15 protein-coding genes are annotated in these 24,491 nt (G+C 63.1%); 7 read left to right on the top strand and 8 right to left on the bottom strand.

Going from position 1 to position 24,491, the window contains the following annotated elements:
- Nucleotides 1-77: 77 nt before the first annotated feature.
- Nucleotides 78-953, bottom strand: coding sequence for a DMT family transporter (locus NUV89_RS15825; RefSeq protein WP_257782058.1), 876 nt, complete (start codon nucleotides 951-953; stop codon nucleotides 78-80).
- Nucleotides 954-1,050: 97 nt separating this feature from the next.
- Here NUV89_RS15825 and NUV89_RS15820 point away from each other — a divergent pair, with 97 nt between their 5' ends.
- The 4 genes from NUV89_RS15820 (at nucleotide 1,051) to NUV89_RS15800 (ending at nucleotide 3,897) form a co-directional block, all read left to right on the top strand.
- Entirely contained in the window at nucleotides 1,051-1,839 is a 789-nt protein-coding gene (locus NUV89_RS15820) for a helix-turn-helix transcriptional regulator (RefSeq protein WP_257782057.1), read from the top strand.
- Nucleotides 1,840-1,910: 71 nt separating this feature from the next.
- Nucleotides 1,911-2,213: a PsiF family protein gene (locus NUV89_RS15815; protein ID WP_257782056.1), complete on the top strand. Its 303-nt coding sequence runs from the start codon at nucleotides 1,911-1,913 to the stop codon at nucleotides 2,211-2,213.
- A 211-nt stretch (nucleotides 2,214-2,424) separates the two neighbouring features.
- Nucleotides 2,425-3,438 (top strand): AI-2E family transporter, encoded by a 1,014-nt coding sequence (locus NUV89_RS15805; protein WP_017737507.1) that lies wholly within the window; start codon nucleotides 2,425-2,427, stop codon nucleotides 3,436-3,438.
- A 123-nt stretch (nucleotides 3,439-3,561) separates the two neighbouring features.
- Entirely contained in the window at nucleotides 3,562-3,897 is a 336-nt protein-coding gene (locus NUV89_RS15800; protein ID WP_257782055.1) for a co-chaperone YbbN, read from the top strand.
- Between the two features lie 198 nt (nucleotides 3,898-4,095).
- On the opposite strand, the gene NUV89_RS15795 is transcribed toward NUV89_RS15800, so the two are convergent.
- On the bottom strand, nucleotides 4,096-5,364 hold the full coding sequence (locus NUV89_RS15795) for an Hsp70 family protein (RefSeq protein WP_257782054.1): 1,269 nt from the start codon (nucleotides 5,362-5,364) through the stop codon (nucleotides 4,096-4,098).
- Nucleotides 5,365-5,602: 238 nt separating this feature from the next.
- Between NUV89_RS15795 and NUV89_RS15790 the strand changes: the two genes are divergently transcribed.
- From NUV89_RS15790 to NUV89_RS15780, 3 genes are all read left to right on the top strand, one after another.
- Nucleotides 5,603-6,541 (top strand): DnaJ C-terminal domain-containing protein, encoded by a 939-nt coding sequence (locus NUV89_RS15790; RefSeq protein WP_257782053.1) that lies wholly within the window; start codon nucleotides 5,603-5,605, stop codon nucleotides 6,539-6,541.
- Nucleotides 6,542-6,624: 83 nt separating this feature from the next.
- Nucleotides 6,625-13,617: an NEL-type E3 ubiquitin ligase domain-containing protein gene (locus NUV89_RS15785; RefSeq protein ID WP_257782052.1), complete on the top strand. Its 6,993-nt coding sequence runs from the start codon at nucleotides 6,625-6,627 to the stop codon at nucleotides 13,615-13,617.
- Between the two features lie 65 nt (nucleotides 13,618-13,682).
- Nucleotides 13,683-19,676: an NEL-type E3 ubiquitin ligase domain-containing protein gene (locus tag NUV89_RS15780; protein WP_257782051.1), complete on the top strand. Its 5,994-nt coding sequence runs from the start codon at nucleotides 13,683-13,685 to the stop codon at nucleotides 19,674-19,676.
- Here the strand turns inward: NUV89_RS15780 and ureC are convergent.
- The 6 genes from ureC to urtE form a co-directional block, all read right to left on the bottom strand.
- Entirely contained in the window at nucleotides 19,673-21,373 is a 1,701-nt protein-coding gene (gene ureC / locus NUV89_RS15775; RefSeq protein ID WP_257782050.1) for an urease subunit alpha, read from the bottom strand. The genes NUV89_RS15780 and ureC overlap by 4 nt on opposite strands.
- Nucleotides 21,374-21,484: 111 nt before the next feature.
- Complete coding sequence (locus tag NUV89_RS15770) at nucleotides 21,485-21,790, bottom strand: urease subunit beta (protein WP_017737512.1); 306 nt, start codon at nucleotides 21,788-21,790, stop codon at nucleotides 21,485-21,487.
- Nucleotides 21,791-21,833: 43 nt separating this feature from the next.
- Nucleotides 21,834-22,346 (bottom strand): GNAT family N-acetyltransferase, encoded by a 513-nt coding sequence (locus NUV89_RS15765; RefSeq protein WP_257782049.1) that lies wholly within the window; start codon nucleotides 22,344-22,346, stop codon nucleotides 21,834-21,836.
- A 9-nt stretch (nucleotides 22,347-22,355) separates the two neighbouring features.
- The gene (locus NUV89_RS15760) at nucleotides 22,356-22,658 is read right to left on the bottom strand and encodes an urease subunit gamma (protein WP_010213535.1); all 303 of its coding nucleotides are present in this window, start codon (nucleotides 22,656-22,658) and stop codon (nucleotides 22,356-22,358) included.
- 177 nt (nucleotides 22,659-22,835) lie between these two features.
- Nucleotides 22,836-23,675, bottom strand: coding sequence for an urease accessory protein UreD (locus tag NUV89_RS15755; RefSeq protein WP_257782048.1), 840 nt, complete (start codon nucleotides 23,673-23,675; stop codon nucleotides 22,836-22,838).
- Nucleotides 23,676-23,705: 30 nt separating this feature from the next.
- The gene (gene urtE / locus NUV89_RS15750) at nucleotides 23,706-24,404 is read right to left on the bottom strand and encodes an urea ABC transporter ATP-binding subunit UrtE (protein WP_257782047.1); all 699 of its coding nucleotides are present in this window, start codon (nucleotides 24,402-24,404) and stop codon (nucleotides 23,706-23,708) included.
- Nucleotides 24,405-24,491: the final 87 nt, after the last annotated feature.

Here is a 24,491-nt window from a genome sequence, read left to right as displayed (position 1 = left end):
GCGGTGGAGCAGCCAGCTCATCTGTTACTGACGCACCGCATTCGCGAGCAAGCCCGCTCCCACATTTTGAACTGCGTCTAGGCGGTTCTGACCGGCGTGGTCCAACGCTCCGACAAAATCACCCCGCCCAACGTTAGCAATCCCCCCACCAGGTGATACAGCGCCAACTCCTCCTTCAGCACCACCGCCGCAATCAGCGCCGTAATCAACGGCAGCAGGTTGAAAAACAGCGTGGTCCGGCTCGGGCCCAAGCTCTTCACCGAATGCATCCACGCCAACGGCGCCAGCATCGAAGCCAACAAGCACGCATACATCACCAGCGGAATATTTGCCCAACCCAGGCCGGCCTTTTCCGAGAACAAAAACAGCGGAAACAACACCACCACCGCCACCAGCACCTGCAAATACAGCAGCACCAACGGCGGCAGGCGCAGCTGCCATTTTTTCAGCAGGGTGCTGTAGACCGCATAAGCCAGGGTGGCCACCAGCATCATCGCGTCGCCCAGGTTGATCCCATGCTGCAACAACGCCCCCAGGCTGCCGGACGACACCACCACAACCACCCCGGCAAACGACAGCACCGCACCGGTGAGGGCGCCGTAGGTCAGGCGCTGGCCAAGGCTGATGATCGCCGCCGTCAGCGCCATCAACGGCATCAGCGACAGGATGATGCCCATGTTGGTCGCCGTGGTCAGCGCCGCGGCGTAGTACGCCAGGCTCTGGTACACCGCCATGCCCAGCACGCCAAGTGTGACGATCTTGCCCAGGTTCGGGCGGATCAGCGCCCAGTTGGCGAGCACCGGCTTGAGCATGAACGGCGTGAACAGCAGCGCCGCCAACAGCCAGCGGTAGAAGCCGATCTCCGATGGGAAGATCGTGCCCACCGCCAGCTTGTTGACCACGGTGTTTCCGGCCCAGATGAAGATGGCCAGCAGGGGATACGCGTATTGCATCGAAAGAAACCAGGTGTGTTGATGAGCCGGGATTATCCCTTGTCTGGATCGAAGCCTATACTGCGATCCAGACAAACGACCTTTGTATCCAGACAACATGGCCAGACACACCGTACGCCTCGCGGATTTTCGCAGCCTGCCCAGCCCGGTCTACTTCCGCTATTCCGATTTTGCCCCCGACACCGAGTGCACCCCGCACCAGCATGGCTGGGGTTCGCTGGATTATTCCGCCAGCGGCGTGATGCGCATGGAAGTGGCCGGCAACCGCTTCATGTCGCCGCCGCAGTACGCGGTGTGGGTGCCGCCGCACACCGAGCACAGCTCTTACAACGCCGAGGCCATCGTCTACCACTCGGTGGGCCTGGCCCCCGAACTCTGCGCCCAGTTGCCGCCACAGCCGTGCACCCTGGCAATCAGCGAGATCCTCAAGGCGATCCTCAGCGACTTCGCCCAACGCGACGTGAACATCCCCGAGAGCGAAGCCGATATCCGCCTGGCCCAAGTACTGGTGGACCAGCTCAAGCAGGCGCCAATCCACGAGTGCTTCCTGCCCTACGCCCGCCACCCCGGCTTGCTTGGCGTGCTGGAGGGCATGCAGGCCGATCCTGGCGACAATCGCCCGCTGGCCCACTGGGCCGCGCAAGTCCACGTGAGCGAGCGCACGCTGGCGCGCCAGTTTGTGCGCGAGCTGGGCATGAGCTTCGGTGAATGGCGCCAGCGCCTGCGCTACCTGGCGGCCATCGAAGCCCTCGATAGCGAGCACAGCGTGCAACATGTGGCGTTCGACCTGGGCTACAGCACCGCCTCGGCCTTTATCGCCATGTTCCAGCGCCATGCTGGCTGCACGCCTGAGCAGTATCGACGGGCAAACATCCGTAGTCGGTGAAGATGTAACAGGCTTTGACTACACTGCTGGGTAGGCCGCGCCCCTCGGCGCGGTAACCGGGAGAAAACTCCATGAAGATGCTGCGAATTCCGTTGTTGATGATGGGCCTGCTGCTGTGCTCCCAGGGCTTTGCCGCCACCGCCCAGCAAAACAAGATGACCACCTGCAATGCCGAAGCCACCACCAAGACCCTCAAGGGCGACGACCGCAAGGCGTTCATGAAAACCTGCCTGTCGGCCCCGGCGGCCAATGACGCCAAGACCCTGACACCGCAGCAGCAGAAGATGAAAGACTGCAATGCGTCGGCGAAGACCAAGGCGCTGGCCGGCGATGCGCGCAAGACCTTCATGAGTACTTGCCTTAAAGGTAGCTGACACCGCAGATACCCTGTGGGAGCGGGCTTGCTCGCGAAAGCGGCGGGTCAGTCAACAACTCTGGCGACTGATACACCGTATTCGCGAGCAAGCCCGCTCCCACACAAGCCCGCTCCCACATTGACGGTGTTCACAATTTTCAGAACTCTCGCTTGATTCCCTCAAGGCTGGCAGACTGCCCATCCTTTAACGCCGTTTGTTTTGAGGCTGTATGCCAACGTTTTCTCAGCGTCATGTGTTGTTGCTGGCCAGCTACATCATCATTTTCGGCGGACTGCTGCTGGTACTGCCGCTCAAATTGCTGCCCAGCCTGCTGGCTGGCCTGTTGGTGTTTGAACTGGTCAACATGCTCACCCCGCAACTGCAACGGCTGATCGAAGGCCGGCGCGCACGCTGGCTGGCGGTGGCCCTGCTGGGCACCTTGATCGTCAGCGTGCTGACCCTGATCTTTGCCGGCGCCATCAGCTTCCTGCTCCACGAAGCGGAAAACCCCGGGGCTTCCCTCGACAAATTCATGGGCGTGGTCGATCGCGCACGCGGCCAGTTGCCGCCGTTTATCGACGCCTACCTGCCCGCCAGCGCCGCCGAGTTCCGCGTGGCCATCGGCGACTGGATGAGCAAGCACCTGAGCGAACTGCAGCTGGTCGGCAAAGACGCCGCCCACATGTTCGTCACCCTGCTGATCGGCATGGTGCTCGGCGCGATCATCGCCCTGCAGCGCGTGCCCGACCTGACCAAACGCAAACCCCTGGCCGCCGCGCTGTTCGACCGCCTGCACCTGCTGGTCCAGGCCTTTCGCAACATCGTCTTCGCGCAGATCAAGATCGCCGCGCTCAACACCGCCTTCACCGCCGTGTTCCTCGCCGTGGTGCTGCCGTTGTGCGGGATTCACCTGCCGCTGACCAAAACCCTGATCGTGCTGACCTTCCTGCTGGGCCTGCTGCCGGTGATCGGCAACCTGATGTCCAACACGCTGATCACCATCGTCGCGCTGTCGCTGTCGATCTGGGTGGCGGTGGCGGCGTTGGGTTATTTGATCGTGATCCACAAGATCGAGTACTTCCTCAATGCGCGGATCGTCGGCGGGCAGATCAGTGCCAAGTCGTGGGAGTTGTTGCTCGCGATGTTGGTGTTTGAGGCGGCATTTGGACTGCCGGGGGTGGTAGCGGGGCCGATTTACTATGCGTATCTCAAGAGTGAACTCAAGCTTGGCGGAATGGTTTGACACATCACGCTTGCCTTTCGACTCAGCGGCGCCGTACTGCCTGACAGACACGTGCCGTGCTGATTGATTGACTCCAGAGCACCGCTCGTCACGTTGACGTGCGTGTTCAGAAGGAGTTGAGCCATGTTGCTACAAGCCGTAGATGCCAACAGTTTTGTGGTCAGTGTTGTGCAGTCCACGACCCCGGTGATTGTGTTGTTCAGCGATGCCGCCACGCACCGTTCCAGAAACATGATTGCGAGTCTGGAGGCTGTCACCCGGGATCAGGGGGCGGCTATCAAGGTCCTGCACAAGGTGTTCGATGAGGGTGGCTGTATCGAACAAGACCCAGCCTATGCGGTGCAGTCCGCGCCGACCACGCTGTTTTTCAAAGATGGGAAAGTGGAGCGGACGGTGGTGGGGTATTACGCGTACAACGGTATTTTCAAGGCCTGGGTCGAGCAACTGGCCCAGCCGTGACCGGCGTGAGGGATAAGAGGCTCGAATTTATTTGATGCTCAAGCGTGAGCTGAAACTTGGGGGATGGTTTAAGGCTTGTGTTGCCTGGGCTGACGCCATCGCGGGCAAGCCCGCTCCCACATTTAGATTTGTGAACACAGTCAAATGTGGGAGCCGGGCTTGCCCGCGATAGGGGCGCCACGGTCTTTCAGGTGAAACTCAGCAGCCGTACCGCTTGCTTGCCTCAATCGCCAACCCACTGCCGATACTGCCAAAGATATTCCCTTCCACATGCCGCGCATTCGGCAACATCGCCGAGATGCTGTGGCGCAGGGCCGGAATCCCGCTGGAACCGCCGGTAAAGAACACCGTGTCCACCTGCGCCACGCTGACCGAAGCGTCGTTGAGCAGCTGCGTCACGCTACCGCGCACACGCTCCAGCAAGGCGTCGATGGACGACTCGAACAACGCCCGGCTCAGGTCCACGCTCAAACCCGCCTCGATACGGTCCAGCGCCACGTGGCGGCTGTCTTCGTGGGTCAGCTGGATCTTGGTTTCTTCCACTTCCATGGCCAACCAGTGCCCGGCGCGCTGTTCGATCAACTTGAACAGGCGGTCGATGCCGCCGGTGTCTTCGATGTCATAGCGCATGCTGCCCAGGGCCAGCTGGGATTTTTGCGAGTACACCGAGTTGATGGTGTGCCAGGTCGCCAGGTTCATGTGGTGGCTGGTGGGCATGTACGCGCCGCTCTTCATGCGGCTGCCGTAGCCGAACAGCGGCATCATGCCTTGCAGGCTGAGCTGTTTGTCGAAGTCGGTACCGCCGATGTGCACGCCGCCGGTGGCGAGGATGTCGCTCTGGCGGTTGTCGTTGTGGCGACGGTCCGGCGACAGGCGCACCAGGGAGAAGTCGGACGTACCCCCGCCGATGTCGACGATCAGTACCAGCTCCTCCTTCTGGATGGTGGACTCGTAGTCGAACGCGGCCGCAATCGGCTCGTACTGGAACGAGATGTCCTTGAAGCCGATCTTGCGCGCCACGTCCACCAGGGTGTTTTCGGCTTCCTGGTCGGCCATCGGGTCGTCATCGACGAAAAATACCGGGCGGCCCAGCACCACTTCTTCGAACTCACGGCCGGCGTTGGCTTCGGCGCGGCTCTTGAGCTGGCCGATAAACAACGCCAACAGGTCGGTGAACGGCATCGCCGTGCCGAGCACGCTGGTGTCGTGCTTGATTAGCTTGGAACCCAGCAGGCTCTTGAGCGAGCGCATCAGCCGGCCTTCGTAGTTTTCCAGGTACTCGTGCAGCGCCAGGCGGCCGTACACCGGGCGACGCTCTTCGAAGTTGAAGAACACCACCGACGGCAGGGTGATCTTGTCGTCCTCCAGCGCAATAAGCGTCTCCTCGCCGGGGCGGATCCAGCCGACGGTGGAGTTGGACGTGCCGAAGTCGATGCCGCAGGCACGGGCTGGGGATGAGTTTTCCATGACAATCAGGTTCCGGTTGAAAAACGGCCGCGCAGTGTATGCCAGTCGAAGGCGGATGCGTAGGCCGACCATCTGTTAAATCTTGCTTGAAACCTGGCGATTCGCCCCCACATCTGCTGCATACGGCAAGCGCCGATAACACTTTGACGCACCCCCAGGCCACAAGACTCAACAGGTGCAAACCACCGCACGTTGTGCCCCGGGCTGTGCGATCTCGATTAAGGATGGTGAACCGCCGATGGATTTCAAAGACTACTACAAGATTCTGGGTGTCGAGCCGAGCGCGGACGACAAGGAAATCAAGGCCGCGTACCGCAAGCTCGCGCGCAAATACCACCCGGACGTGAGCAAGGAAAAAGACGCCGAAGCCAAGTTCAAGGACGCGTCCGAAGCCTACGAGGCGCTCAAGAGCGCGGACAAGCGCGCCGAATACGACGAGCTGCGCAAATACGGCCAGCATGGCCAGCCGTTCCAGGGGCCACCGGGCTGGCAGAGCCGTGGCGGCTTTGGCGGCGGCCAGGACCAGGGCGACTTCTCGGACTTCTTCAGCTCGATCTTCGGCTCCCGTGGCGATGCCTTCGGTGGCGGCCAGCGCCGTCCGACCGGGCGCAAGGGCCAGGACGTGGAGATGCAGTTGACCGTGTCCCTTGAAGAGACGCTGTCCACCGAGTCCAAGCAGATCAGCTTCCAGGTGCCGCAATACGACGCCTCGGGCCGTCACGTCAGCAACACCACCAAGAGCCTGAACGTGAAGATCCCTGCCGGCGTGGCCGACGGCGAGCGTATCCGCCTCAAAGGCCAAGGCGCACCGGGGATTGGCGGCGGGGCCAATGGCGACCTGTACCTGATTATCAAGTTTGCGCCGCATTCGAAGTTTGAAGTCGAAGGCGAAAACCTGGTTATCACCTTGCCACTGGCTCCGTGGGAATTGGCGCTGGGCGCCGAAGTGGCCGTGCCGACCCTGACCGGCAAGATCAACCTCAAGGTGCCGGCCGGCAGCCAGAACGGCCAGCGTATGCGCGCCAAGGGCCATGGCTTGCTGAACAAGGCTGGGGCGCGGGGTTTCCTGTACATCCAGCTCAAGGCCGTGATGCCCAAGCAGGCGGATGACGAGACCATCGCCCTGTGGCAGGAACTGGCGAAAAAGGCCGCGTTCAACCCACGGGAAAACTTCTGAAATAGCCCCCCGCGCTAACTATCTAGCGCGGCTCCCTTCGTCGGCCATGATGTGCTGAGGCTCCTTTTTACTGGAGCTACATCATGGCCGATCTGCCTTCCGCCAACCCGCCGGCGGCGACCCAAAGCATCCACCGCAACTACCTTGAACAGGCTAGCCCGGCCTGGCTTATCAATGCCACGCCGTCCCGCCGTGCCCAATTCAAAGGCACCCCGGCAGCGCTGCCGGATTGGTTTGAGCGTGCCGCACCCAGCCAGCGCCAGGCGCTGTACCAGAAACTCACTGCCAGCTTCACCGCCCAGACTGCGCTCGACAAGGCCATGGCGCCGCTGCAGGACATCGACGCCTTCGCCGCGCCGTTGCTGGTCAAGGCGCTGCAAGAGCAATTCAATGTGCAATTGGATGTGCACCAGACATTGCTACACCTGCGCAAGCCCATCGAGTTCGGAGTGCTGGGCACCACCATCGGCAGTTTTGAAGTGCTGCGCCTGCCGCTGTTGCAGGCCGCGCTGCATAACTTCGAAGCCACGGAATGCGAGACGGGGGCGTTTCATGCGTCGTCGGGTTTTCTCCAGCAAACGGCAGCCGGCGACATCGAGCCGCTCACCACCGCGTTGACCGTGACACAGTTCACCGGGCTATGCCGCTCGCTGGACATCGGCGCGCAGTACCAGCGCCACCTCAACGATTTTCTGTACCCCAAGGATGGCCTGGCGGAACAGGCGCTGCGGCTCAAGTTCAGTGCCGCGCGCAAGGCCGACCTGGCGGCGGCCGCGGAAACGGCGCTGTTGAAAAAGGACATCACACCCGCGGATTACCAGATGATCGCCGCGGTGACCAACGGTGAGCTCCATCCCACAATGGGCAAGAAACAGGTGTGGTTCAACGACCTCGGCCTGATGAAAAAGCGCCTGACTGGCTGCGTGGCGTTCGTCATTTGCGAGAAGTATCGCTATGCCGACGAAGTGATCCTCTACATCCCCCACGACCCGCACCATCCGTTGAAACGCTACAACCGGGTCGAGATGGTGGCGATGTTCAAGCAGCGCTTTACCGCACGCGATACCCCTGACCCGGGCGACGGCAGCCCCACGGCGTACCAGCGGTTCTTCAGCCAGTTTGTGGCCTATGGCGACCTGCCTGCGTACTTCGACGCGCTGACCGAAGACGTCGAGGCGCTCACGGTCGGGGAAAAACTGCTGCCCTATGTGTCGCTGCTCAACGAGTTGTCCAAGGGCATCAACCCGTTCGCGACGTTTACTTCCGTTCGAGAATGGCCCCCCGCACCGCCGTCGGCCAAGCGGCCCAACCCGCAGCCGTTTCTCAACCCAATCACCCTGTCGCGCAAAGGCCATGGCGTGTGGGCCGACAACATCGAGCTGTGGGGCTACCTGTTTGAGCAACATCGCGCCAAGACCCTCGCCGATGCCCGCAGCCATGCCGTGCCCACGGCCGATGTCGATACCCGCGTGCGTTCGCAAAAGCTCGCCAAGCTGCTCAATATCGGCCTGTTGGCGTTGAATGCGGTCTCGATGTTCGTGCCCGTATTGGGCGAAGTGATGATGGCGGTGATGGCCGGGCAAGTGCTCTACGAAACCTTCGCCGGCACCCTGGAATGGAGTGAAGGCGATCGTCGCGCGGCCAAGGCGCACCTGGTGGATGTGGCTGAAAACCTGGCGTTTATCGCGGTGATGGCGGTGGGTGGGAAAGTCGTGTCCAAGGTGATCGCGGCCAAGCCCGAGCCGTTGATTGAAAATCTCGATCCGGTGGCCCTGGCCGATGGCAAGGCGAGTTTGTGGAAACCGGACTTCACCGGCTATGAAAGCCCAGTCGACTTGTCGCCCGACAGGGCGCCCAACGCCTTGGGTGAGTACGCGCTCAACGGTAAAAGCTACATACGCCAGTCAGGCAGGCTCTACGAGAAAACCTTCGACAGCACCCTCAACCGCTGGCGCCTGCAGCACCCCACTGACCCCCAGGCCTACCAACCACTGCTCAGTCACAATGGCGCGGGCGCCTGGCGGCTGGCGTTGGAGCGACCCTTGGAGTGGGACCGCATCACGCTGCTGCGACGCCTGGGTTCGATGGCGGATGGCTTCACCGATGAGCAACTACTGACCATCGCCGACATCAGCGGCACCCGTGATGACGCCCTGCGCAAAATGCATGTGGATAACGCGCCACCGCCGCCCGAGTTGGCCGATGCCCTGCGCTTGTTCAGGGCCGACCAGGATGTGGCGCAGGTGATCGAACAGGTCAGCAGCGGCCAGGCCGTGGACGGTCGCTACCTGTTCACCCTGCCGCTGGTCACGGCAATGCCGCGCTGGCCGGTGGGCCGGGTGCTGGAAGTGTTCGATGGCCCGGGTCTTACTGGCAACTCGCAACGGTATGGCGTGGAGCGGCTGTTCCATGGGGCCAGGCTGAAACCCGCGATTCGCATCAGCCGCGCCGATGTGGTGGGCAGCAAGCTGCCGGCACAGATCCTCGCCGCGCTGGATGAAACCGAGGTCGTCGGCCTGCTTGGCGGCGAAGCGGCGCGGGTGCGTGACAACCGGCCCATGGAGTTTCGCCAGCAACTCGCCGACTACGCGCGTACCCGGCAGCCGGCGCTGTTCGACAGCCTGTACAGGGGCACCGAAGCGCCCGACCCCAGCGTCGCCAAACTGCAACGCCTGTACCCCGGCCTGAGCGAACCTGCCGCGCACAGCGTGCTGGCCGACACCGACGTGGCCCAACTGCGCCGGTTGCACAGCACCGGCCGCGTGCCGCTGGGCATGCAGGAGCAGATCAGCTGGCATCTGCGCCGGGGCCGCCTGGGGCATGCCTATGCCGGCCTGCACATGGAAAACCTGACCGCCGCCAGCAGCAAGCGCCTGGCACTGCGTACCTTGAGCACACTGCCGGGCTGGTCGGACCAGGTACGCCTGGAAGTGCGCGACGGCGATGTCAAAGGCGCCGTGCTGGACAGCATCGGCAGCCTGGACGCGCCCCAGCGCAAGTACCTGGTTAAGCGAGGCCCGGTCTATCAGGCGTTCAACGAGCGGGGCGAGGCCCTCAACAGCCTGCCGCGCCATGGCGATAACTTTTACGCGTCGCTGATGCATGCCTTGCCCGACGAGGCGCGCCAGGCCCTGGGCATGCCCCATGTCGGGCAGAGCCAGGACCTGCGCCGCGCGATCATTGACCACGCGGTGGCGCATCCGGTGGAGTCCGCGCAGATCGTCGAGGGCGCCGTTGCCCAGCAATCCTGGTTCAAACCACCGCAGCGCATTGCGCCGAAGGTGCTGGGCTATCCGGCCAGCGGGCGTGGGGAAGGGGTGGAGTCGGTCGTGGCCAATCGGGCCCAGTTGCTTTACGCGTTGATGTCTGAGGAGGAGGCCCTGGCGTTTGTGCGCAGTGAGCGGCAGGCCGGCAGAAGCTACCCCGAGATATTTACCCTGCTGCAAAACCGCCGTGACGAGTGGAATGCGCTGAACACCGCGCTGGATAACTGGGCCGGGGCGGCGCCGGCCGATCCGTTTGAGCAAAACATCCCCGGCATTGACCCGCGTCGGCGCATGGCGAGCGCCCTCAAGCAGTGCTGGCAACTCAGGCCCTTAACGGAACGGCCGGGGCGCGCCAATCTGGTCCTCCATGGCGACGTGGCCCTGCCGCCACTGAGTGCGGACTTCTCCCATGTGCGGACCTTGATGCTGAAAGGGCGCCGGCTGATCGAAGGGGCCGTGCTCGGGCATTTCCCCGAGCTGCAGGCGTTGACCCTGGTCGGCACCCGCACGTCGCTGAGCAACGTGATGGGCGCCATCGAAGGCATGTCCGGGCTGACCCGCCTGCATATCGAAGGCGTGGAAGGCTTGAGTAGCGTGGAGCAAACCCGGCTGGAAGGGCTGGTCCAGCTTCAGGAACTGACCCTGAACTCGACGCAGCGGTTGTCGCGGCCGCTGGATCTCGGTCGCCTGCGCAGGCTGCAGGCCCTGAAACTGTCGGGCAGTGTGCAGCAGGTCTTTCCGACCGGGGTGCTCGACCTGCCTGAGTTGCACCGGCTGGACTTCAAGGACTCGGAGATCGACGAACTCCCCGCGCAGTTGTTTGAACCCGGGCATGAGCGCCTGTGGTCCGGGTTGTCGTTGAAATGGTCGCGGTTCATGCGCGAGCGCTTCAACGCGGCCTACACCTACCTCAAAAGCCACCCGGAGCACCTGATGGACCAGGATGAAATGGTCAGGGACTATTGCGCCGGCCAGCTCTATGGTCACCTTGGCCGCCCGGCCCTGAGCAACCCGGTCAATGATGCCGCGCTGCGGTCCGCGTTTTTTGCACGTTGGCCCACCACGCAGGAACGCTTCGTGGCCATGGAAGCGTTGAGCACCGAGTACGCCAGCCTGACCGCCAGCCTTGAGCATTGGGTGCGCCAAAGTCCGCAGCCCGTGGAGCGTGCCCACCGTGCGACGGTTGACTACACGCTGCGCAGTCATTGGTACCAAGGGTTGTTTTTCCGCCATGGCCTCAGCCAGACATCGCCACTGAACTTGCCCGGCATGGTCGTCAGCGAGCTGCCGGTGCTGGCGGCCGAAGGCTTTAGCCATGTGACCGAATTACGCGTGCCGAACGCCCAGGTACCCAACGCCGCATTGAGCACCTTTATGCGTGGCTTCACCGCGCTGCATTCGTTGGATGCCAGCGGCTGTGGCCTGACCGCATTGACGGTGGCGCCGGGTGACTGGGCGTTCCTCAAGCACCTGGACCTGAGCAACAACCCGCTGGCCGCGCTGGATGTCAGCGGCTTGCGCCAACTCCAGGCGCTGAACCTGCACGGCAGCGCATTGCCCACCTGGCCGGCGGGGGCCGAGCAGTTGCCCGAGCTGGAGTGGCTGGACTTGCGCAATACCCGTCTCACCCAACTGCCGGCGGCCGTGCTGGCCCACGACCGCATCTTGCTCGACACCAACTTGTCCGGCACGTCGTTGACCGCCGAGGCGCAATCGGCGCTGGCGGCAGCGCGCCGGCGCATCGAGCAGCGATGGGGGTTGTCCGACGGCACGTTGAGCCGGTTCGAACAGCGGCCGGTCGATGATGTCTTCCCACCGGAAGAAAGTGCCAGCAGCCTGACCCAGCAGTTGTTGCCGTTATTGGCGACGGATGCAGGCCAAGTCACGCTCCCGCTGGCGCAGCAGCTGCAACGCCTGCACCCGGCGCTGGGGGCCGAAGGCGCGGGGCAATGGCTTGAGCGCCTGCGCGGCGAAGGGCTGAGTGACCCGCAAGTCGGTGAACGCATCGCGACGTGGGAACAGACCCATGGGGCGCTGACACGGCGCTTGAATGACTGGATATTCACCCGTCGATTCAGCCTGGGCCACGACATGCTGGTGACCTCCAACACCCGTCAATTGGCCGCCGAGGATATTCTCGCCCGCTGGCTCGACGGCGTGTCGGGTGTGCTGGCAAACCGAGCGCTGAGTTTCCACGGCATGATCCTCGGCGACTTGCCGGACCTGGCGCTCACCCTGGACCACATCGACAGCTTGAACCTCAACGGCGTGCAACTCTCCGGGCAGGGTTCCAATGGCTTCCTCAGGGCGTTCCCCAGGCTCAATACCCTGGTGTTGAGCAGCAACCCGCTGCATACCTTTCCGGATGCCGTGGTCGGCATGGCCGAACTGCGCCGCTTGGAGTTGTCGGCGGTGGGCGTCAACGATCCGGAACTGCTGTACGCCACATTGGTGCACCTTGAGCGATTGCAGTGGCTGGACTTGAGCTACTGCGACCTGGACAACTTCCGCGTTGACCAATTCAGCCAGTTGCACACCCTGAACCTGAGCAACAACGAGTTGACCGAGTGGCCGCAGGGCGCTTTGCAGGCCGGTGCGTTGCGCGCGCTGGAACTGGGCAGCAATCAGCTGGAGTCGATTCCCCCAGGCGCACTGGAAGGTGCGCACGACCGCTTGATGGCGGGCGTCAACCTGACCGACAACTTCGGCTTGCCCCTGGCAGATCTCCAGCGCCTGCAGGCCTATGCCGAGCGCACCGGCAGGGACCGTGCGCTGGGGTTGAGTGCTGCGGATATCCAACAGTTGGTCAACGATCTGGAGCACCCGCAAAACAGTGACAGCGGCAACGAAAGTGAGAGCAATGACTGGGGCGCCGCCCCGCAACCGTTTGTGCCCGACGAGGCGCTGGGTGCGCCGCAGGTCACGGCAGGGGATCTGCAACCGTGGATCGAACACTTGCCAAACGGCGAGCGCGCGCACAACACGCAACTGTGGAACAGCCTGGCGGAAGAGCCCGACAACGCGGCGTTTTTCAATCTGTTGTCGTTGGCGCGCCAGACCCGGGACTACCAATCCTTCCGCGCCTCGTTGACGCACCGCATGTGGGGCGTGATGGAAGCGGCGGCGAGCAATGCCGAGCTGCGCGAAGAGCTGTTCGAGATCGCCAAGACCCAAAACACCTGCGCCGATGGGCGGGCGCTCGGTTTCAGCCAGATGGAAACCCGCGTCTATGTGTTCAATGCCTTGAACGGTGTGAACCCAACCGACCTCACGCTCAAAGGCAAGGCGTTGCTGGACTTGTCCCGCAGCCTGTTCCGCCTGGAACAGGTCGAGCTTTTGGCCGGTGGCAAGCCCGGAGACCCGGCGGAAGTGCGCCTTAAATACCTGATTGGGCTTGAGGGCGAATTGAAGTTGCCGGGCGTGCCCAAAAGCATGATTTATGACCGGCCGATCACCGGCGAGCCCATGAAGAAGGCTGCCAAAGAGATCAAAGACAAGGAAAAGCTGCCCGCCTTTCACCAAAACCTGATCCTGCGTGACTTCTGGGTGGGCTACCTGCAAGAGCGCTATCCCGAGGCCTTCGCGGCCTTGGCAGAGCGCAATGAAGAGCGCCGCACCACGTTTGGGCTGGAGCATCCAGACCATCACGCCGAGGACTACGCCGCAGCGGCGCAGGAGTTGGCCGCACAGATTCAGGCGGATGACACCAACACCAGGGTCGCCCTCTCGCAACAAGCAGAGGCGGCATTGACCGCAGCGGTCCGCGACCCCAACCAACCGGGCACTTCCGCCGAGCTGCTGGGAGGCTAACTACCTACCGCAGTGCGTGCCCCCGGGCATGGTGTGCTTAGGCTCCTTTTCATTGGAGCGACACCATGACCGATCTCCCTTCCACCACCGCCGCCACCGGCTCCCCGCCGGTGGCCACGCAGAGTATCCACCGGCCCTTCCTGGAGCGGGCCATCCCCACGTGGCTGACCGATGCCACGTCCACCCGCCGCGCCCAGCTCAAGGCCGCCCCCGCGCAATTACCGGACGGGTACCCGCACGCACTGCCCACCGAACAGCAAGCCGTGAACGAAAAGTTCACCGCCAGCCTCCGGGCCCAGACCGTGCTCGATAAGGCCATGGCGCGGTTGCACGATATCGACAGCTTTGCCGAACCCCTGCTGGTCGAGGCGTTGAAGGCACAGTTCAACGTCGAGTTGGATGTGCACAAGACGCTCCTGCAACTGCGCACGCGGGTAGAAATCAAACTGCCGGCGATCACGTTCCGCACCTTCGATGTCGTGCGCTTGCCGTTGTTGCAGGCGGCGCTGCATAACTTTGAAGAGTGGGAATGCAAGGACGGCGCCTTCCATGCGTCATCGGGGTTTATTACTGCAACGTCCGGGGTCGATGACGTTGAGCCCGTCACGACCTCGCTGACGGTGGCGCAGTTCACCGGGCTGTGTCGCGCGCTGGATATCGGCGCGCAGTATCAGCGTTATCTCAATGACTTCCTGCACCCCGCCGACCCCGTGGCCGAGCAGGTGTTGCGACACAAATTCAGCGCAGCGCGCAAAGCCGACCTGGCCGCGGCCGCGGAACTGGCGCTGTTGAAAAAGGATATCGAGCCGGCGGATTACCAGATGATCGTCTCGGTCATCAACGGCGAGATACAGCCCTGGATGGGGCAGAAACAGGTGTGGTTCAACGACCTTGGCCTGATGAAAAAACGCATGACCGGCTGCGTGGCCTTCGTCATCTGTGAAAAATACCGTTATGCCACCGAGTTGATTCTGTATATCCCCCACGATCCGCACCATCCGTTGAAGCGCTTTACCCAGGCGCAGATGCAAGCGATGTTCAAACAGCGTTTCACCACGCGCGATACCCCGGACCTTGGCGACGGCAGCCCGGCGGCGTACCCGCGTTTTTTCAGCCAGTTCGTCGATTATGCTGACCTGCCTGCCTACTTCGGTGAACTCGTGGACGTCACGCCGGCGCCTGGGGCCATCGAGGGTTTGAAGCCCTATTCGCCGTTGCTCGATGAGTTCCTGCGGGGCCTCAACCCGTTTTCGATGTTTGCCGTGGTGCGTGAGGTGCCGCCGGACCCGCCGCCGAGCAAACGACCCAACCCCGATCCCTTCCTGAACCCCATCACCCTGTCGCGCAAAGGTCATGGCGTGTGGGCCGACAACATCGACCTGTGGGATTACCTGTTCGACCAGCATCGCGCCAAGCTGATCGCCGACGCCCGCAGCCACGCAGTGCCCACCGCGGATGTCGATGCCCGTGTGCGCTCCGAGAAGCTCGCCAAGCTGCTGGGTATCGGCCTGCTGGGGTTGAACCTGGTGTCGATGTTTGTGCCGGTGCTGGGCGAAGTGATGATGGGGGTGATGGCCGGCCAACTGCTCTACGAAACCCTGGAGGGCACCCTTGACTGGAGCGAGGGGGATCGCCGGGCCGCCAAGGCGCATCTGGTGGATGTGGCGGAAAACCTCGCGCTGATCGCAGCGATGGCCGCCGGGGGGAAAGCCGTGTCCAAGCTGATCGCGGCGCAGCCTGAGCCGGTGATCGAAGCGCTCCAGGGCGTCACCCTCGATAACGGTGAAGAACGCTTATGGCGCCCTGATCTTGGCCCTTACAAAGCCCCCATCAGCTTGCCCGCCGAGGCCCGGGCCGATGCACTGGGGTTGTATACCCAGGACGGGAAAACCGTGCTGCCCCTGGACGGCAACACGTTTGAGGTGCGTCACGACCCCCTGACCGATGAGTACCGTATCCAGCACCCGACACGCCTCCACGCCTACGCCCCGCGCCTGGAGCACAACCACGAGGGGGCCTGGCAGCATGAGGCCGAAAGCCCATTGACCTGGGACCGCCCGACCCTGCTGCAACGCCTGGGCCAGCCCGCGCACGGCTTGACGACCGAGCGCGTGGAAGCGGCGCTGGCGGCCAGCGACATCGAGGCCGACACGCTGCGCGGCGGGTTCCTCGACAATGAACCGCTGCCGCTGGTGTTGAACGACACGCTGCAACGCTTTCGCCTCGCCGACGAACTCAGCACCTTCATCGGGCAACTCAAGGCCGCTGACGTGGCGCTGTATGCCCAGGCGGACCCGGCACTGCAAATGGACCTGCTGCAACGCAAGGGCTTGCTGGCGAATACACGGCTGCGGGTGGTCGGCCCCGACGGCCAGGCACTGTGGGCCGACACGGCGTCATCTGGCGCACCCCGAGTGGTCGCGCTGAGCAAAAGCGCCATGGCCCGTGGCGAATTCCTGCAAGAGGTGCTGTATACCCTGCAAGGCGTGGACCCGGCCCTGAAGGAGTTTCCCGGCACACCCAGCGACCCGTTGCCCGAACGCGCGCGCCGGCTGCGTCAATACCTGGGCGAACAGGCCACGGCGTTGCAAGGCCCGCTGCTGGAGGCGCGCTATCGCCAGCAGAACCTCAGCAACAACCCCGATGTGAACCGCCTGCTGTCCCGTTACCCGAACGTGCCCACGCCGATGGCCGAACACTTGCTGCGCAACCTCACCGACGAACAACTGCACACATGGCGCAGCCGCACACGCCTGCCGGAAGCGGTGCAGGCGCAAGCGCAATGGCATGCCCAGGAAATCCGCGTATCCCGCGCCTACGAAGGCTTGCAGGTCGATGCCTTGGCCAATCCGGACAGCCAGCGCCTGGCCCTGCGCACCCTGGAAACCTTGCCGGGCTGGCGGCGCGGCACCCGCGTCGAGCTGCGTGAGCACTCGGCCAGCGGGACGCTGCTGGACGCCATCGGCTCACCGGACGCCGCGCCCCACAAGACCGTGGTGCTGACCGACGATGCCGGCGATCTGTACTCGAACCTGTGGGCCGCCCTGACTGCCCCGGAGCGTCAAGCGCTGGGGGCCGATGATGTGGCGCAGTTGCAGGCATTGATCCGCCGCACGCCGTTGCCGCGCGGGCCGCTGCGCACAGTGTTGGAGGAGCACCCGCTGCGCAAGCCCGACTATGATCCATCGATGCGCCTGCTGGGTGGCGCGTTCAGTGTGCGGCGAATGCTCGCCCGCTCCTTCAGCACGCCAGAGGCGCGCACGAAGAAACTCTTCCCGACGTACAGCGAGGCCGAGATCAACGTATTTGTCGCGTCCTTGGGCAGCGATGTTTCAAGCGCGCTGACCCGCTTGGAAAATGAATACGCCAAGCTTGAGCGTGATTTGAAGGCCTGGGTCAACGAACAGCCGCGCTCGACCGCGACCCTGTTCGATCGCCGGGGCGGGGCGCGCAAGACCTTTGCCGATGCCATTGCCCAATGCTGGCGCAGGGAAACCCGCGAGCTGCAAATCGTCCCCGGACGCCCGATGAACCTGCCGGGCCTGACGGCGGACTTCAGCCATGTCGAAACCCTGAAGTTATTCAATGTCCCGTGGACAACCGAGGCGCAACACTTCCTCAAGGGCTTCAAGCAGCTGAAGCAACTGAGCATCCTGAACGCCGCCCTGACCGAACTGCCGGAAGGGCTGGGGGAGATGCGCAACCTGACCCGCCTGGAGCTGAACGGTAACCGCATCCGCCTGACCCCAGGCAGCGTCGAGCAATTGGCTGGGCTGCGCCAACTGGAGCACCTGAAACTGAGCAGCAACCCGTTGCAACTGGCGCCGGATTTCAGTCGCATGCCCGCACTGAAGGCCGTCGATTTGAGCTATACCGGCCTGACGCAATGGCCAACCGGCCTGCGTGACCAGTTGCACCTTGAAAAGGTCAACCTGAGCCACAACGCGCTCACCACCATCCCCCGCGAACACCTCGATCCGGCGCCGGCGCACTTCGAGACGATCATCCGCATCAATAGCACCATCGACCTGCGGAAAAACGCCTTCCTGGCGCAAACCTCGCTGGACCTGGACAGCTATTGGCAGCGCGTGGAACAGAGCCACCCAGGGCTCATGCACCTCAGAGACAGCAATAACTTCGCCTTCGAAACCCTCGATATCACCGACGTGCAAACCGTGTTTCCCCATTACACCCTCGGTCGTGCCCGGGCGTATTTCCTCAGCCTGGGGGACGGCGCGCCGGCAGAACTGAACCGGCTCAAAACCGAACTGCATGGGCTCAAGCAACAGCTTGACGCCTGGGCGTCCACCGGCGGCGGCGGAGGGCGCCAACGGTATGTGCGCATGCGCGTTGCGTTGAGCGATGACAGCGGCAGCCTTGATCGTTTTGTCGCCAAAAGCCGGATCCTCGAGTGCTGGCGCAAACAGTCACGCGAGGTTTCAGCCAGGGACGGCACGTCCATCGGCCAGGAACTCGACCTCAGTGACCTGCACCTGCAAAGCCTGCCGGCCCTGGACGTGGACTTCAGCCATGTCGGTTCGCTCAAGCTCAAGAACATGCAACTGAGCGCATCACCCGAGGAATTCCTCAGCCGTTTTCGCGGCCTGCGCTGGTTGGACATGGCCCAGAACCAGTTGCACGAGTTGCCACCGGCGCTGGGCGAGATGCACGGCTTGACCCGCCTGGACCTGAGCCAGAACCAGATCCGCCTGACGGCCGACACGGCCCGCATCCTGGCCGAGCGCACCACCCTCAGGGCGCTGTTCCTCAACAGTAATCCGCTGGGGATCAACCCGGACTTCAGCCTGATCCGCGACATCCGCTCGGTGAACTTGAGCGACACGGGTATCGACCAGTGGCCGATCGGGCTCGGTGACCAGCCCCTGCTTGACCTGGTGGTGCTGAACAATAACCAGCTGACGGTCCTGCCTGAGTCCGTTATCCCGGCCGCCGATGCGCCCCTGGAAAACTCACTGCCACTGCGCTGTACCCTCAGCCTGGGCAACAACCCCTTGACCGAGGCCACTGTGCAACGCATCACCGGTTACCGGGCGCGCGTCGAACAGGCCCAGCCGGGAGGCAGCATGGGCGCCCGGATTGTGCTGAGTGCACCGCGTCCGTTGCTGACGCCGGGCACGGGTGGCAGCGCAGGCAGCGATTTCACGCGCTGGAGCCAGGGCTTGTCGGCCGAGCAACGTTCGACCCGACAAACACAGTGGCGCAACCTGCGTGGGCAGCCCAATGGCGATGGCTTCTTCACCATGCTCAACGATATGCCGGCCCCGGCGCAGGGGCATGCGGACTTGCAACGGCGGGTCTGGGCGGTCATCGACAGCATCACCGAACACAGTGCCGAATCCGACGCACTGCGCGAGGAGATGTTTACCTGGGCCGGGCGCGGCACCTGCTGTGATCGTGCGGCCCTGTCGTTCAGCAATGTGGAAATCATGACCATGGTCTATCGCGCCAAGGCCACGGCGACCGACGCCAGCCAGGCGCCCGCGTTGTTGAAACTGGCCCGAGGCCTGTTTCGTCTGGATGAGGTGGAAAAAACGGCGCTGGCGGATATCGAACAGCGCACCGCCCGCATCAACAACGACCGGACACTGTCTGCCCAGGCCAAACAGCAGAAAATCGCGCGGCTGGAAGAGGTCGAAATCCGCCTGGCGTATCGCTACGGCCTCAAGGGGCCAGACAAACTCGACTTGCCCGGACAGCCGGATAACGTGCACTTCATCCAGATGGGCAACGTCACCCAGAAAAACCTGAATGACGCCCTTGCGCGCATCCGCAAACTGGATGGCTCAGCCGAAGAGTTCAGCGCCTTGTTGACCCGCGACTTCTGGAAAGACTTTGTGGTCAGCAAACACCGGCCGCAGTTCGAAGAGCTGAGCGAGCCCTACTACGAGCGGCTGGCGCAGCTGACCGAAGCGCATGAGGCCGATCAACTGTCCGGCGGCGACTACCTGACCCAGACCAATGACCTGAAAAAGCAACTGGCCGCCGCCGAGGAAACGTTGATCGAAAGCCTGAGCCGCACGGAGTGGGCCGTTGGCTAAAACAGAAAATAGCGCTGGGCCATCGGCAACACCTCTGCCGGCTCACACCACAACAACACCCCGTCGGCCTTGACCTGATAGGTCTGCGGGTCCACCTCGATCTCCGGCAGGTAATCGTTGTGGATCAGGTCGGTTTTCTGCACGTTGCGGCAGCCCTTGACCACGGCGATCTGCTTTTTCAAACCCAGGGCTTCGGGCAAGCCGGCGTCCTGGGCGGCCTGGCTGATAAAGGTCAGGCTGGTGGCGTGCAGCGAACTGCCGAAGCTGGCGAACATCGGGCGGTAGTGCACCGGCTGCGGGGTGGGGATCGAGGCGTTTGCATCGCCCATCAGGCTCGAGGCAATCGCGCCGCCCTTGAGGATCAGGGTCGGCTTGATGCCAAAGAACGCGGGGCGCCACAGGACCAGGTCGGCCCACTTGCCCACTTCGATGGAACCGACAATATGGCTCACGCCGTGGGTGATCGCCGGGTTGATGGTGTACTTGGCGATGTAGCGCTTGGCGCGGAAGTTATCGTTGCCAGGGCCATCACCGGGCAACGGGCCGCGCTGTTTTTTCATCTTGTCGGCGGTCTGCCAGGTGCGTGTGATGACTTCGCCGACACGGCCCATGGCCTGGCTGTCGGAACTTATCATGGAGAACGCGCCGAGGTCGTGCAGGATGTCTTCGGCGGCGATGGTCTCGCGGCGGATGCGGCTTTCGGCGAAGGCCACGTCTTCGGCAATGCTCGGGTCGAGGTGATGGCAGACCATCAGCATGTCGAGGTGTTCGTCGATGGTGTTGCGGGTGAACGGCCGCGTCGGGTTGGTCGAGCTGGGCAGCACGTTGGCGAAGCCGCAGGCCTTGATGATGTCCGGCGCGTGGCCGCCACCGGCACCTTCGGTGTGGTAGGTGTGGATGGTGCGGCCCTTGAGGGCGGCCAGGGTGGTTTCGACAAAGCCGGATTCGTTGAGGGTGTCGCTGTGGATCGCCACCTGCACGTCGTATTCATCGGCCACGCTCAGGCAGTTGTCGATGCTCGCCGGCGTGGTGCCCCAGTCCTCGTGCAGCTTCAAACCGATGGCGCCGGCCTTGACCTGTTCGATCAACGGCGCCGGCAGGCTCGCATTGCCCTTGCCGGTAAAACCGATGTTCATCGGGAACGAATCGCTGGCCTGGAGCATGCGCGCCAGGTGCCACGGGCCGGAGGTGCAAGTGGTCGCATTGGTGCCGGTGGCAGGTCCCGTGCCGCCGCCGATCATGGTGGTGACGCCGCTGGTCAGCGCTTCTTCGATCTGCTGCGGGCAGATGAAATGCACATGGCTGTCGATGCCGCCGGCGGTGAGGATCATGCCTTCGCCGGCAATCACCTCGGTGCTGGCGCCGATGGCCATGGTCACGCCGGGCTGGATGTCCGGGTTGCCGGCCTTGCCGATGGCGTGGATACGGCCGTTCTTCAGGCCGACATCGGCCTTGACGATGCCCCAGTGGTCGATGATGAGCGCGTTGGTGATGAGGGTGTCGACCACTTCATGGGCGAGCAGTTGGCTTTGGCCCTGGCCGTCGCGGATGACTTTGCCGCCGCCGAATTTCACTTCTTCGCCGTAGACGGTGAAGTCCTGTTCGACTTCGACAAACAGCTCGGTGTCGGCCAGGCGGACCTTGTCACCGACGGTGGGGCCGTACATGTCGGCGTAGGCTTGGCGGCTGATTTTCATGTGTTTGCCCTGAGAAAATTGTGTTGAATGTGAGACTGCTTTCGCGAGCAAGCCCGCTCCCACATTTGAAATGCATTCCCCTGTGGGAGCGGGCTTGCTCGCGAAGAGGCCCTAAAGATCACCCATGACTCGACCGGCAAACCCAAACACCCGCCGCCCACCGCTCAAGTCCACCAACTCCACCTCCCGACTCTGCCCAGGCTCAAACCGCACCGCCGTCCCCGCCGGAATATTCAGGCGCATGCCGCGACTCGCCGCACGATCAAAGGTCAGCGCGTCATTGGTCTCGAAAAAATGGTAGTGCGAACCCACCTGGATCGGCCGGTCGCCGCTGTTGGCCACGCTCAGGCTGATGGTACGGCGGCCGACGTTGAGTTCGATGTCGCCAGGCTGGATCTGATATTCGCCAGGAATCATGAGGGTTGCCCCAGGGTCTTGAAGTAGATGGCGCGCATTGATTTCACTCCTTGGGCGGCTCGGCACCCGGGTTCAAGGCCAGTTGCATAAAGGTCAGGTCCAGCCAGCGGCCGAACTTGATGCCCACTTGCGGCATCTGCCCGGTGGTGATGAAACCCAGGCGTTCATGCAGGCGGATCGAGGCGAGGTTGCCGCTTTCGATGGCGGCGACCATCACGTGTTTGCCGCCGCTGCGCGCGCGCTCGATCAGCGCTTGCATCAGCAGCGGGCCAAGGCCCTTGCCGCGCTGGTCGTTGCGCACGTACACAGAGTGCTCGACGCTGTAGCGGAAGCCTTCGAAGGGCCGCCAGTCGCCGAACGAGGCGTAGCCGGTCACTTCACCATTTTCCACCGACACCAGGATCGGATACTGCTGCGCCTGGCGCGCGTTGAACCAGGCCAGGCGGTTGGCCAGGTCCACCGGTTGCTCGTTCCAGATCGCCGTCGTATTCAGCACCGCATCGTTGTAGATATCGCGGATCGCCGGCAGGTCGCTTTCAAGTGCATCACGAATCATGGCGGTTTCTCAGGCAATCGGCTGGTGGACGGTGACGAGCTTGGTGCCGTCGGGGAAGGTGGCTTCCACCTGGATGTCCGGGATCATTTCCGGGATGCCTTCCATCACCTGTTCGCGGCTGAGCAGGGTGGTGCCGAAGTGCATCAGGTCGGCCACGGTGCGGCCATCGCGGGCGCCTTCCATCAAGGCGGCGGAGATGTAGGCGATGGTTTCCGGGTAGTTGAGCTTCACCCCGCGTGCGAGGCGGCGCTCGGCGACGAGGCCGGCGGTGAAGATCAGCAGTTTGTCTTTTTCCCGTGGGGTCAGGTCCATGGTTCAAGGTCCTTCATAAATACATTCTCAAATACACCAGAGATTCAATGTTGAGTGAGCTTGTGTGGGAGCGGGCTTGCTCGCGAATGCAGTGTGTCAGGCAATGCATCTGTTGCTGATCTACCGCATTCGCGAGCAAGCCCGCTCCCACACAAACCCACTCCCACTTTTGGATCTTCATGTGCTCCAGATTCTCGGTGCAACGGCTTCCCGGCCTAGCACTGCCGGGCGTAGCAATTTCCATAAATCAATCAACCATGCCCGCGCCAACAGCGCTTCACTGGCCAGGCAACGAGCCACCAACAGGCCCGGCAATTGGCTCAAGTCGCCGCGAACGGCATGGGGCAGGGCACGGCATTGTTCGAGTAATTCGGGGTCAATCTCGCCCGTCAGCAGCAACGTAGCAAACACCGGTTGCCCATCCAGCCCGATCGGCGAGTCGAGCAAACCATCGGCGCCAACAATGCGCTGGCGCTCATGCCAGAGCAACTGGCCGTCGCGGCGGATATCCAGGTGGGATTGAAAGTGGCCGAGGTCAAACCGCTCGCCACTGGCCGGGCGGCCGAGGGCGACCACGTCCCAGTAGAACAGGCGCCCATCGCCTTGCAGCTCGATGCGCGTGGTGAGCTCGGCCTGGGCCGCGCTGAACACGATGGTTTCCTGGGGCAGCCATTCCAGTGTCGCACCGGCTTCGACTGTCAAGTCGAGCTGCTGGAACGCCGGGCCGCTGGCGCGGTACCACTTGGCTGCGCCGGGGCTGGTCAGTTGCGCCCAGGCGCCTGCGCCAACGTGGGCGCTGATGTCCAGGCGATCACCGCCGGCAATCCCGCCGGGCGGGTGCACGATGATGTGCTGGCACACCTCGGGGCCTTCGGCGTACAGGTGCTTTTGCACCCGCAGCGGGCCGAGGTGGCGGCGCATCACCGGGCGGGTGGTGTCGCCGAAACGCGCGTAGCCGAGGTTCAGCTCGGCGTGCCAGCTGGGGGTGAACAGGGCAGGGGGAACGGGCAGGTTCATGTGTTGGACTTATTGTCGGGACGCCACAGATTAGATGGTAACGAGGCCACGCACACCCTCGCTTTCCATATTTTCACCACGGCCCTGGGCGACGATTTCCCCCCGGGACATCACCAGGTACTGGTCAGCCAGTTCAGCGGCAAAATCGTAGAACTGCTCCACCAACAGGATCGCCATATCGCCACGGGCCGCGAGTTTTTTGATCACCGCGCCAATCTCCTTGATGACCGAGGGTTGGATGCCTTCGGTGGGCTCATCGAGGATCAGCAGGCGCGGACGGCTGGCCAGCGCGCGGCCAATCGCCAACTGTTGCTGCTGGCCGCCGGACAAGTCGCCGCCACGCCGGTGTTTCATTTGCAGCAACACCGGGAACAGCTCGTAGATGAAGGCCGGGACTTCCTTGGCTTCGGCACCGGGGAAGCGTGCCAGGCCCATCAGCAGGTTTTCTTCCACCGTCAGCCGGCCAAAAATCTCGCGGCCCTGGGGCACGTAGGCGATGCCCGCGTAGACGCGCTGGTGCGGCTTGAAGCCAGTGATGGCCTTGCCTTCCCAGTTCACCGCGCCTTCCTTGGCGGGCAGCAGGCCCATCAAGCACTTGAGCAAGGTGGTCTTGCCCACGCCGTTACGGCCGAGCAGGCAGGTGACTTCGCCGACCTTCACGTCAAAGGACAGACCGCGCAGGATGTGGCTACCGCCGTAGTACTGGTGCAGTTTTTCGACTTGCAACATATCCAAAACCTCCTCAATTCCCTTGTGGGAGCGGGCTTGCTCGCGAATGCGGTGGGTCAGTTCATGCATCTGTTACTGACCCACCGC

The sequence above is a fragment of the Pseudomonas sp. 18.1.10 genome (assembly GCF_024655625.1).
GTDB lineage: Bacteria > Pseudomonadota > Gammaproteobacteria > Pseudomonadales > Pseudomonadaceae > Aquipseudomonas.
This window is presented reverse-complemented; position numbering and strand designations above follow the sequence as displayed.